Origin of the sequence: Pseudomonas sp., from assembly GCF_049645325.1 — a bacterium.
In the GTDB taxonomy this organism is placed as follows: Bacteria; Pseudomonadota; Gammaproteobacteria; order Pseudomonadales; family Pseudomonadaceae; genus Aquipseudomonas.
Map to the genome: position 1 here is coordinate 1 of NZ_JBARTQ010000299.1, position 12,066 is coordinate 12,066.

Genomic DNA, 12,066 nt, shown 5'->3' on the forward strand with positions numbered 1-12,066 from the left:
GGCTTGAATCCGTGGGCCGCCGCCACGCGCCATCCATGGCGCGGGGCGGCTAACCCGGCATCCTTGCCGGGTTACCCACGGATTCAAGCCGGAGTGAGGGCACACCGAGCCGGAGGCGAGGTGCCGAGTGGAGGGGCAAGAGCGCTTTGGTTACTTTCGCGCTTTTCGAAAGTGACCCGCTGTAAGAGCGGAACCCATAGAAGCCTTAACCCAAGTAACGGATATGTACCCCGCATCCCAGCCTCCCCCCGGCCCCCTAAAACCACAGCATCTCGACTCGATTCAAAGGCTTACCCCAACCCCCACCAACCCAATCACGATTGCGGGTTTCGTTTTCACCGTTCGTGTGGTATAAAATGCGCCGCTTTCCGGGGATACCCCGCAAAGCTTAAATCCACACACGTGTCGACACGATGACCTGGGTGCCGGAGGCCTTGATGCCGCTGGTTGGTCATTGGGATACGTGGAGGCCAAACCCGACTTATTAAGGAACTATCATGTCCCAAGTCAACATGCGCGATATGCTGAAGGCCGGTGTGCACTTCGGTCACCAGACCCGTTACTGGAACCCGAAAATGGGTAAGTACATTTTCGGCGCGCGTAACAAGATCCACATTATCAACCTTGAAAAAACCCTGCCAATGTTCAACGAAGCTCTGACTTTCGTAGAGCGCCTGGCCCAGGGCAAAAACAAGATTCTGTTCGTCGGCACCAAGCGTTCCGCTGGCAAGATCGTTGCTGAAGAAGCAGCACGTTGCGGTTCGCCGTACGTCGATCATCGCTGGTTGGGCGGCATGCTGACCAACTTCAAAACCATCCGTGCTTCCATCAAGCGTCTGCGTGACCTTGAAGTGCAAGCCGAAGACGGTACTTTCGCCAAGCTGACCAAGAAAGAGGCGCTGATGCGCACTCGCGACCTGGAAAAGCTCGATCGTTCCCTGGGTGGTATCAAGGACATGGGCGGTCTGCCTGACGCACTGTTCGTTATCGACGTTGATCACGAGCGCATCGCGATCACCGAAGCCAACAAGCTGGGCATCCCTGTTATCGGCGTAGTCGATACCAACAGCAGCCCGGAAGGCGTTGACTACATCATCCCAGGCAACGATGACGCAATCCGCGCTATCCAGCTGTACATGGGTTCGATGGCTGACGCTGTAATCCGTGGTCGCAACCACGTTGCTGGTGGTACCGAGCAGTTCGTTGAAGAAGCTCCGGTAGCTGCCGCTGAGTAACTGACGCCCTGGCGTTGACTCAGTAAGCAAAAAGGGGGCTTGGCCCCCTTTTTGCCACCTCGAAAACCGTTTGTGGCAGCGCAGCTACATCATCTGTAACGTGCAGCGGCCTACAACGGAGATTCGGGAAGAATTGATCGCCCGTTTGATCGGGTGGAATGGTTGAAAACCTATCCAAGAGGATTTTGAAATGGCAGAGATTACTGCAGCGTTGGTCAAAGAACTGCGTGAGCGCACTGGCGAAGGCATGATGGATTGCAAAAAGGCCTTGACCAAGGCCGGCGGCGACATCGAAAAAGCCATTGACGACATGCGTGCTTCGGGCGCCATCAAGGCTGCCAAGAAAGCAGGCAACGTGGCTGCTGAAGGCGCTATCGCTCTGGTTGAAGACGGCAAAGCCGCCGTTCTGCTGGAAGTGAACTCGCAGACCGACTTCCTGGCTCTGCAAGACGACTTCAAGGCATTCGTTGCTGCCAGCGTCAAAAAAGCCTTCGATGACAAGCTGACTGACGTCGCTCCGCTGATCGAAGCTCAAGAAGCTGCACGCCTGGTACTGGTCGGCAAGGTTGGCGAAAACGTCAACATCCGTCGTCTGGCCCGCGTTGAAGGTGATGTTGTTGGTGGTTACCTGCACGGTAACAAGATCGGCGTTGTGGTTGCCCTTAAAGGCGGCGACGTTGAGCTGGCCAAAGACATCGCTATGCACGTAGCGGCAAGCAACCCTGAATTCCTGCTGCCATCGGAAGTGTCCGCTGACGCAATCGAACGCGAAAAAGCCGTGTTCCTGAGCCTCAACGCTGACAAGATTGCTGGCAAGCCAGAAAACATCGTTGAAAATATGATCAAAGGCCGTATCAGCAAGTTCCTGGCTGAGGCTTCCCTGGTTGAGCAGGCGTTCGTCAAGAACCCTGAAATCAAGGTGGGCGAACTGGCCAAGAAAGCCGGTGCTGAAATCGTTTCCTTCACCTACTACAAAGTAGGCGATGGCATCGAGAAGCCGGTCGACAACTTCGCTGAAGAAGTTGCTGCCCAGCTGGCTGCCGCCAAGCAGTAAGACAGTTTTCAACTGTCGCCCGAAAGAGGCTGCCCGCTCACGCGCGCAGCCTCTTTTCAAATGGGAAGGCCGAAATTATTTGGCTTCCTGTCGGAACTGGCTTACAAAGCCGTGTTCCGATGGCGCTGTGATAGCGTCCAGCTAGAGTGAACGCAAGCCGTAAACGGCTCGCCAAGAATTTTTAAAAATACGCCGCAGGAGAGATTCGCAATGGCTCAGCAGGGCAGTGGTTATCAGGCTCGCTATAAACGCATTCTACTCAAGCTTAGCGGCGAGGCCCTGATGGGCTCGGAAGAGTTCGGGATCGATCCCAAGGTGCTCGACCGCATGGCGCTGGAAGTCGGCCAACTGGTCGGTATCGGCGTTCAAGTTGGCCTGGTGATCGGCGGCGGTAACCTGTTCCGCGGCGCGGCACTGAGCGCGGCCGGCATGGATCGGGTCACCGGCGACCACATGGGCATGCTGGCCACTGTGATGAATGCCCTGGCCATGCGCGATGCTCTCGAGCGCGCCAACATCACTGCGATCGTCATGTCGGCTATTTCCATGGTGGGTGTAACGGATCACTATGATCGTCGCAAAGCCATGCGTCACCTGGATGCCAAAGAGGTAGTGATTTTCGCTGCCGGTACTGGCAACCCGTTCTTTACCACCGATTCGGCAGCGTGCCTGCGTGGTATCGAGATCAATGCCGACGTAGTGCTCAAGGCCACCAAGGTGGACGGCGTCTACACCGCAGACCCATTCAAAGACCCGCATGCCGAGAAGTTCGATCATCTGACTTATGATGAAGTGCTGGATCGCAAGCTGGGCGTGATGGACCTGACGGCTATTTGCCTGTGCCGCGACCACAAGATGCCGCTGCGCGTATTTAACATGAACAAGCCCGGCGCCCTGCTGAACATCGTACACGGCGGCGCGGAAGGGACTCTGATCGAGGAAATCGAACAATGATCAACGAAATCAAAAAAGACGCTCAAGAGCGCATGCAGAAATCCCTGGACTCTCTGAACCATGCATTTGGCCAGATTCGTACCGGTAAGGCTCACCCAAGCATTCTGGGCAGCGTGATGGTGCCGTACTACGGCACAGACACCTCCATCACCCAAGTGGCCAACATCACCGTTAAAGACTCGCGCACCCTGCAAGTCGTGGCCTTTGAGCGCAACATGCTCGGCGCGGTCGACAAAGCAATCCAGAGCGCCGGCCTGAACCTCAACCCGACGAACCTGGGTGAGCTGCTGCTGATCTCCATGCCTGCCCTGACTGAGGAAACCCGCAAGGGCTTCACCAAGCAGGCGCGCAGCGCCGCTGAAGACGCGCGCGTTGCCGTGCGCAACATTCGTCGTGATGCGTTGGGCGATCTGAAGAAGCTGGTCAAGGACAAAGAAATCAGCGAAGACGAAGAGCGTCGTGCCGTTGCTGATATCGACAAGCTGACCAAAGACGCGGAGGCCCAGATCACCAAGGCCACCGAAGAAAAAGAAAAGGACCTGATGGCCGTATAAGGGGTCAGGACGCCTTCATGGAAAAGACCAAGCAGACTGTGCCCTCCGTGGTGCCGCGCCATGTCGCGATCATCATGGATGGGAATAATCGCTGGGCGAAGAAACGCTTTATGCCGGGTGTTGCCGGGCATAAAGCGGGTGTCGATGCGGTACGGGCTGTGATCGAAGTGTGCGCTGAGGCCAAGGTCGAAGTACTGACCCTGTTCGCCTTCTCCAGTGAAAACTGGCAGCGCCCGGCCGAAGAAGTCAGTGCCTTGATGGACTTGTTCTTCAAGGCCCTGCGTCGTGAAGCCAAGCGCCTCAACGACAACAACATCAGCCTGCGCATCATTGGTGACCGCTCACGGTTCCATCCGGAACTGCAGGCCGCCATGCGCGAAGCCGAGGCCATTACCGCCGGAACCAACCGTTTTGTGTTGCAGATTGCAGCCAACTACGGTGGTCAGTGGGATATTGCCCAAGCCGCGCAACGCCTTGCCCGCGAAGTACAGGCCGGTCATCTGCGGCCGGAAGACATCACGCCTGAGCTGTTGCAAACCTGCCTGGTGACCGGCGACCTGCCGTTGCCCGACTTGTGCATTCGTACCGGTGGCGAGCACCGCATCAGCAATTTCCTGCTGTGGCAGCTGGCCTACACCGAGTTGTACTTCTCCGACCTGTTCTGGCCGGACTTCAAACACGATGCCATGCGTAACGCGCTGGCTGATTTCGCTTCCCGTCAGCGTCGCTTTGGTAAAACGAGCGAGCAGATCGAAGCTGGAGCCCGGGTTTAAATGCTTAAACAACGAATCATCACGGCACTGATCCTGCTGCCCATCGCCTTGTGCGGGTTTTTCCTGCTCGACGGTTCCGGCTTTGCGCTGTTTATCGGTCTGGTCGTCACCCTGGGTGCCTGGGAATGGGCGCGCCTGGCGGGCTTCAATGCCCAGCTGCCGCGCGTGGTGTACGCCGTGGTCGTGGCGCTGTTGCTGTTCCTGATGTACATCCTGCCGGACATTGCACCTTGGGTGCTCGGCGCGGCAGTGCTCTGGTGGGCGTTGGCGACATTCCTCGTGCTGACCTTTCCGCGCACCAGCAGCCAGTGGTCCAGTGTGGCCTGCAAGCTGGTGATCGGCTTGTTGATTCTGCTGCCAGCGTGGCAAGGGCTGGTGGAGATCAAGCGTTTTCCGATCGGGAATGAATTGATCCTGGCGGTGATGGTGCTGGTGTGGGGCGCGGATATTGGCGCCTACTTCTCCGGTCGGGCCTTCGGTAAGCGCAAGCTGGCGCCGGCAGTCAGCCCTGGCAAGAGCTGGGAAGGCGTGTACGGCGGCCTGGCATTAACGCTGCTGATCACACTGGTGGTCGGGTTTGTGCGTGATTGGTCTGTGAAGGAAGTGCTCCTGGCCCTGCTGGGCACGGCCATTGTTGTGTTCATCTCGGTGGTGGGCGACCTCACCGAAAGCATGTTCAAGCGCCAGGCGGGTATCAAGGACAGCAGTAACCTGCTGCCGGGCCATGGCGGCGTGCTGGACCGTATCGACAGCCTTACCGCGGCGATCCCGATCTTTGCCGTGCTGCTGTGGATGACGGCTTCGTGAGCCGCCTGCAACAGGTTACCGTTCTGGGTGCGACCGGCTCTGTCGGGCTGAGCACGCTGGATGTGATCGCGCGCCATCCTGACCGTTATCAGGTCTTCGCCCTGACCGGTTTTTCTCGCTTGAGCGAATTGCTGGCCTTGTGTGTGCGCCATGCGCCGCGGTACGCCGTTGTGCCTGAAGCGGCCGCAGCGCGTGGCCTGCAGGACGACCTGCGGGCTGCAGGCCTTGCCACGCAGGTGTTGGTGGGCGAGGAGGGCTTGTGCCAGGTGTCGGCCGATACCGAGGTGGACACCGTAGTGGCAGCCATTGTCGGCGCTGCAGGTTTACGCCCGACTTTGGCGGCGGTCGACGCAGGCAAGAAGATCCTGCTGGCCAATAAAGAAGCGCTGGTCATGTCCGGCACACTCTTTATGCAGGCGGTCCGCAAGAGTGGCGCCGTACTGTTGCCCCTTGATAGCGAGCACAACGCGATCTTCCAGTGCATGCCCGGCGATTTTGCCCGTGGCTTGAGCCAGGTCGGTGTGCGCCGGATTCTTCTGACGGCCTCCGGTGGTCCATTCCGGCAGACTCCGTTGGCCGAGTTGGAGCATGTGTCTCCCGATCAGGCGTGCGCGCACCCAAACTGGTCCATGGGGCGCAAGATCTCCGTGGATTCGGCCAGCATGATGAATAAAGGCCTGGAGTTGATCGAGGCGTGCTGGTTGTTCGACGCGCGGCCGGATCAGGTCGAGGTGGTGATTCACCCGCAAAGTGTGATTCATTCCCTGGTCGACTATGTGGATGGCTCGGTGCTGGCCCAGTTGGGTAACCCCGACATGCGCACGCCGATCGCCAACGCCCTGGCCTGGCCGGAGCGGATTGACTCCGGTGTTGCACCGCTGGACCTGTTTGCCATTGCCCGTCTGGATTTCGAAGCGCCGGACGAGCAACGTTTTCCGTGCCTGCGTCTCGCGCGTCAGGCGGCTCAGGTGGGGCACAGTGCGCCGGCGATGCTTAATGCAGCCAATGAAGTGGCCGTGGCCGCGTTTCTCGAACGGCGCATCCGCTTTCCGCAGATCGCGAGTATCATCGAGGACGTTTTGAGTCTTGAGCCCGTCGTGGCTGTAGACGATTTGGCGGCAGTGTTCGAGGCGGATGGGAAGGCCCGAGCCCTGGCCGAACAATGGTTGAACCGCAACGCGCGTTAGTCTGCAGGCAGGTTTGCGCCTTCAGGCACTGGATTGGAATGCGGAGAAATTAGATGAGTGCGCTCTACATGATTGTCGGCACCCTGGTTGCTCTGGGTGTGCTGGTTACCTTTCACGAATTCGGCCACTTCTGGGTGGCGCGTCGTTGCGGCGTCAAGGTATTGCGCTTTTCCGTCGGTTTCGGCATGCCGTTACTGCGCTGGCACGACCGCCGTGGCACCGAGTTCGTGATTGCGGCCATTCCGTTGGGCGGCTACGTCAAGATGCTCGATGAGCGCGAAGGCGAAGTGCCGGCAGATCAACTGGACCAGTCCTTCAATCGCAAGACCGTTCGTCAGCGTATCGCTATTGTTGCCGCTGGCCCGATCGCCAACTTCCTGTTGGCGATGGTGTTCTTCTGGGTGCTGGCGATGCTGGGCAGCCAGCAAGTGCGTCCGGTGATCGGCGCGGTCGAGGCGGGCAGCATGGCGGCCAAGGCTGGATTGGTGGCCGGGCAGGAAATTGTTTCTATAGATGGCGAGCCGACCACCGGGTGGGGCGCCGTCAATTTGCAGTTGGTGCGTCGCCTGGGTGAGAGCGGCACGGTCAATGTGGTGGTGCGTGAGCAGGATTCCACTGCCGAGACCCCGCGTGAACTGGCGTTGGACCATTGGCTCAAAGGTGCCGATGAGCCTGACCCGATCAAGTCCCTGGGCATTCGTCCATGGCGTCCGGCCTTGCCGCCGGTGCTTGCCGAGCTGGACCCGAAAGGTCCGGCGCAGGCCGCAGGTCTGAAAACCGGCGACCGGCTGTTGGCCCTTGATGGCCAGGCGCTGGGTGACTGGCAACAAGTGGTCGACCTGGTGCGTGTACGCCCTGATACCAAAATTGTGCTGAAAGTTGAGCGCGATGGTGCTCAAATCGACGTCCCTGTGACCTTGTCGGTCCGTGGCGAAGCCAAGGCAGCCGGGGGTTACCTGGGTGCCGGAGTCAAAGGTGTCGAGTGGCCACCTTCGATGGTGCGAGAGATCAGCTTCGGGCCGTTGGCGGCAATTGGCGAGGGTGCAAATCGCACTTGGACCATGAGTGTGCTGACCCTCGAATCGCTCAAGAAAATGTTGTTCGGCGAGCTCTCGGTAAAAAACTTGAGTGGACCGATAACCATTGCTAAAGTGGCGGGCGCTTCTGCCCAGTCGGGTGTCGCGGATTTCCTGAATTTCCTGGCTTATCTGAGTATTAGCCTTGGAGTTCTGAATTTGTTGCCCATTCCAGTATTGGATGGGGGGCATCTGTTGTTTTATCTGGTCGAGTGGGTGCGTGGTCGCCCCTTGTCGGATCGGGTGCAGGGTTGGGGGATACAGATCGGTATCAGTTTGGTGGTCGGGGTGATGTTGTTAGCTCTGGTCAACGATCTGGGACGACTGTAACGCTTCGCTGAATTGCGAATCTGCCGCATTTTGCGGCAGTTTGTTTATTGCCAGTTGGAATAAGAAAGGACTTCATGAAACGTCTGCTGCTAACTGCGGTTCTCACCGTATTGATGATCGCCGAAGTTCACGCCGAGTCCTTCACCATCTCCGATATTCGCGTCAACGGCCTCCAGCGGGTTTCCGCAGGTAGCGTCTTTGGTGCCTTGCCGTTGAACGTCGGGGAACAGGCTGATGACCGTCGCCTGGTGGAATCCACTCGTGCGCTGTTCAAAACCGGGTTCTTTCAAGATATCCAACTGGGTCGCGAAGGTAACGTCCTGGTCATCACCGTCGTCGAGCGACCTTCCGTCGCCAGTATCGAGATCGAAGGCAACAAGGCGATCTCTACTGAAGACCTGATGAAGGGGCTTAAGCAATCCGGCCTGGCCGAGGGCGAGATCTTCCAGCGCGCCACCCTTGAAGGTGTGCGTAACGAACTTCAACGTCAGTACGTTGCCCAGGGCCGCTACTCCGCGACCGTGGAAACCGAAGTCATACCGCAGCCTCGTAACCGTGTTGGCCTCAAGGTCAACATCAACGAAGGCACTGTGGCGGCCATTCAGCACATCAACGTGGTGGGCAACACCAAGTTCGCTGATGACGATTTGATCGACCTGTTCGAACTCAAGACCACCAACTGGTTGTCGTTCTTCAAGAACGATGACAAGTACGCCCGTGAAAAACTGTCCGGTGACCTGGAGCGTCTGCGTTCCTACTACCTGGACCGTGGCTATATCAACATGGATATCGCTTCGACACAGGTGTCCATCACCCCGGACAAAAAACACGTCTACATCACCGTTAACGTCAACGAAGGCGAGAAGTACACCGTTCGTGACGTGAAACTCAGTGGCGACTTGAAAGTACCTGAAGACCAGGTCAAGTCCCTGTTGCTGGTGCAGAAAGACCAAGTGTTCTCGCGCAAGCTGATGACCACCACGTCCGAACTGATCACCCGCCGCCTGGGTAACGAAGGCTATACCTTCGCCAACGTCAACGGCGTGCCGACTCCGCACGATGATGACCACACTGTGGACATCACCTTCGTCGTCGACCCCGGCAAGCGTGCCTACGTAAACCGCATCAACTTCCGTGGCAACACCAAGTCTGCAGACGAAGTGCTGCGTCGTGAAATGCGTCAAATGGAAGGTGGCTGGGCGTCGACTTACTTGATCGACCAGTCCAAGACCCGTCTTGAGCGCCTGGGCTTCTTCAAGGAAGTCAACGTTGAAACCCCGGCTGTACCGGGTGTGGATGACCAGGTTGACGTGAACTACGCAGTTGAAGAGCAAGCGTCGGGTTCCATCACCGCCAGCGTCGGCTTCGCACAGAGCGCCGGCCTGATCCTTGGTGGTTCGATTACCCAGAACAACTTCCTCGGTACCGGTAACAAGGTCTCTATCGGCCTGACCCGAAGCGAATACCAGAGCCGCTATAACTTCGGTTATGTCGACCCCTACTGGACTGCTGACGGTGTAAGCCTTGGCTACAACGCCTTCTACCGCACCACCGACTACAAAGACCTCGACGTTGACGTTGCAAGCTATGCGATCGACAGCCTCGGTGCCGGTGTCAACATCGGTTACCCGATCAGCGAGACGTCGCGCCTGACCTTCGGCTTGACCGCGCAACAGGACAAGATCAAGACCGGTGTGTACACGGTGGATGAGATCTTCAACTTCGTGCGTACAGAGGGCGACCAGTTCCTGAACTTCAAGGCGTCGGCCGGTTGGTCGGAATCGACCCTGAACAAAGGCGTACTTGCCACCCGTGGCCACTCCCAGAGCCTGACCCTGGAAGCCACCACGCCGGGCAGCGACCTGTCGTTCTTCAAACTCGATTACCGCGGCCAGTTGTTCCAGCCGTTGAGCGATAACTACACCGTTCGCCTGCACACTGAACTGGGTTATGGCGACGGTTATGGTTCGACCAGTGGTCTGCCGTTCTACGAGAACTACTATGCAGGTGGTTTCAACTCGGTCCGCGGCTTCAAGGACAGCACCTTGGGCCCACGTGGTACCCCGAGCCGTGGTCAAGCGGTAACCGGTAACCAGGGCACTATTGCCGACACCGACAACGACCCGCTGCCATTCGGTGGTAACGTGTTGATTCAAGGTGGTGCGGAGCTGCTGTTCCCGCTGCCGTTCGTCAAGGATCAGCGTTCCCTGCGTACGTCGGTCTTCTGGGATGTGGGTAACGTGTTCGACTCCAAGTGCGAACAGGTTAAAAACCCGGCGCCTGGCTCGGTGTCCAACACCCAGTGCAACGACGTGAGTTTCAGTAACCTGGCGAGCTCTGTTGGTGTCGGTGTGACCTGGGTAACCGCGCTTGGCCCGTTGAGCTTTGCTCTGGCCATGCCGATCAAGAAACCGGATAACGCTGAAACCCAGATTTTCCAATTCTCCCTCGGCCAGACGTTCTAAGCGTCTGACCCAAGATAACGACAACGGATTCTGTAGGAGTACATCGTGCGTAAGTTGACTCAATTGGTTCTGCTGGCCACCGTGCTGGTAACCACCCCGGCCTTCGCCGAAATGAAAATCGCCGTCCTGAACTATCAGATGGCTCTGCTGGAATCCGATGCGGCCAAACGTTACGCAGTGGATGCCGAGAAGAAATTCGGCCCGCAACTGACCAAGCTGAAAACCCTGGAAAGCAGCGCTAAGGGCATCCAGGATCGTCTGGTAGCCGGTGGCGACAAAATGCAGCAAGGCGAGCGCGAGCGTCTGGAGCTTGAATTCAAGCAAAAGGCCCGTGACTACCAGTTCCAATCCAAGGAACTGAACGAAGCCAAGGCTGTTGCCGACCGTGAAATGCTCAAGCAGCTCAAGCCGAAACTCGACAGCGCTGTGGAAGAGGTCATCAAGAAAGGTGCCTTTGACTTGGTGTTCGAGCGTGGCGCTGTGATTGACGTCAAGCCTCAATACGACATCACCCGTCAGGTGATCGAGCGCATGAACCAGCTGAAGTAAGCCATGACCGCGACTATCAAGCTCGGCGATTTGGCCGAGTTCCTTGGAGCCACCTTGCGTGGTTCCAAGGAGAAAGAAATCACTGGGCTAGCCACCTTGCAGGAGGCTGGCCCAGCTCAGTTGAGCTTCCTCGCAAATCCCCAATACCGTAAATACCTGGTCGACAGCCAAGCCGCAGCCGTGTTGCTGAAGGCTGCTGACGCTGAAGGGTTTACCGGGGATGCGCTGGTGGTGGCCGACCCGTACCTCGCTTATGCCCAGGCGTCGCATCTTTTCGATCCCAAACCCAAGGCCGCGAGTGGGATTCATCCATCAGCGGTCGTCGCCGATGATGCCCAGGTTGACCCTGCGGCCAGCATTGGCGCGTTTGCCGTGATTGAAAGTGGTGCGCGCATTGCTGCCGGCGTCACCGTGGGCGCCCACTGCTTTATCGGCGCACGCTGTGAAATCGGTGCCGACGGATGGCTGGCGCCTCGCGTTACCCTTTACCACGATGTGCGTATTGGTGAGCGGGTCGTCATTCAATCAGGCGCTGTGATCGGTGGCGAAGGCTTTGGGTTTGCCAATTCCAAAGGTATTTGGCACAAGATTGCCCAGGTCGGCGGCGTACTGATCGGCGATGACGTGGAAATCGGCGTCAATACGGCGGTCGATCGCGGGGCCTTGGCCGATACCGTGATCGGCAATGGCGTGAAGCTCGACAACCAGATTCAGATTGCCCACAACGTACAGATCGGCGATCACACGGCCATGGCGGCGTGCGTGGGCATTTCCGGCAGCACCAAAATCGGCAAGCATTGCATGCTCGCCGGCGGCGTAGGGCTGGTGGGGCATATCGATATTTGCGACAACGTCTTCATCACCGGCATGACCATGGTCACTCACTCGATTACCGAGCCGGGTGCCTATTCTTCCGGTACCGCCATGCAGCCTGCCGCTGAGTGGCGCAAGAGTGCGGCACGGTTGAGGCAGCTCGACGACATGGCCCGGCGCCTCAAACAGCTGGAAAAGCGTGTTGGAGACGTGACCCCTGGCGGTAATGCTTCATCAGAAGGCTGATACCATTTCCATATCAAGTGTGT

Annotated in this window: 11 protein-coding genes; all 11 read left to right on the plus strand. The window is 58.0% G+C overall.

What is annotated here, in order from left to right:
- Positions 1-497 precede the first annotated feature (497 nt).
- The 11 genes from rpsB (at position 498) to lpxD (ending at position 12,043) form a co-directional block, all read left to right on the plus strand.
- Positions 498-1,235 carry a 30S ribosomal protein S2 gene (gene rpsB, locus WBB95_RS13445; RefSeq protein ID WP_003219330.1) on the plus strand — a complete coding sequence of 246 codons (738 nt, stop codon included), beginning with the start codon at positions 498-500 and terminating at the stop codon, positions 1,233-1,235.
- 190 nt (positions 1,236-1,425) lie between these two features.
- Entirely contained in the window at positions 1,426-2,289 is an 864-nt protein-coding gene (tsf, locus tag WBB95_RS13450) for a translation elongation factor Ts (RefSeq protein WP_424488020.1), read from the plus strand.
- A gap of 210 nt (positions 2,290-2,499) precedes the next feature.
- Positions 2,500-3,243, plus strand: coding sequence for a UMP kinase (pyrH, locus tag WBB95_RS13455; protein ID WP_071487452.1), 744 nt, complete (start codon positions 2,500-2,502; stop codon positions 3,241-3,243).
- The gene (gene frr / locus WBB95_RS13460) at positions 3,240-3,797 is read left to right on the plus strand and encodes a ribosome recycling factor (protein ID WP_207039807.1); all 558 of its coding nucleotides are present in this window, start codon (positions 3,240-3,242) and stop codon (positions 3,795-3,797) included. Before pyrH ends, frr begins: the two co-directional genes overlap by 4 nt.
- A gap of 17 nt (positions 3,798-3,814) precedes the next feature.
- On the plus strand, positions 3,815-4,570 hold the full coding sequence (gene uppS / locus WBB95_RS13465; RefSeq protein WP_177012235.1) for a polyprenyl diphosphate synthase: 756 nt from the start codon (positions 3,815-3,817) through the stop codon (positions 4,568-4,570).
- Positions 4,571-5,377 carry a phosphatidate cytidylyltransferase gene (locus tag WBB95_RS13470; RefSeq protein WP_424488021.1) on the plus strand — a complete coding sequence of 269 codons (807 nt, stop codon included), beginning with the start codon at positions 4,571-4,573 and terminating at the stop codon, positions 5,375-5,377.
- Positions 5,374-6,564, plus strand: a complete 1,191-nt coding sequence (gene ispC, locus WBB95_RS13475) for a 1-deoxy-D-xylulose-5-phosphate reductoisomerase (protein WP_424488022.1) — start codon at positions 5,374-5,376, stop codon at positions 6,562-6,564. The genes WBB95_RS13470 and ispC overlap by 4 nt, the downstream gene beginning before the upstream one ends.
- Positions 6,565-6,617: 53 nt before the next feature.
- Entirely contained in the window at positions 6,618-7,970 is a 1,353-nt protein-coding gene (gene rseP / locus WBB95_RS13480; RefSeq protein ID WP_424488023.1) for a sigma E protease regulator RseP, read from the plus strand.
- A gap of 74 nt (positions 7,971-8,044) precedes the next feature.
- The gene (gene bamA / locus WBB95_RS13485) at positions 8,045-10,435 is read left to right on the plus strand and encodes an outer membrane protein assembly factor BamA (RefSeq protein WP_424488024.1); all 2,391 of its coding nucleotides are present in this window, start codon (positions 8,045-8,047) and stop codon (positions 10,433-10,435) included.
- A gap of 45 nt (positions 10,436-10,480) precedes the next feature.
- A complete protein-coding gene (locus tag WBB95_RS13490) occupies positions 10,481-10,984 on the plus strand; it encodes an OmpH family outer membrane protein (protein WP_003189173.1) in 504 nt (167 codons plus the stop codon).
- A 3-nt stretch (positions 10,985-10,987) separates the two neighbouring features.
- Complete coding sequence (gene lpxD, locus WBB95_RS13495) at positions 10,988-12,043, plus strand: UDP-3-O-(3-hydroxymyristoyl)glucosamine N-acyltransferase (protein ID WP_424488025.1); 1,056 nt, start codon at positions 10,988-10,990, stop codon at positions 12,041-12,043.
- Positions 12,044-12,066 lie beyond the last annotated feature (23 nt).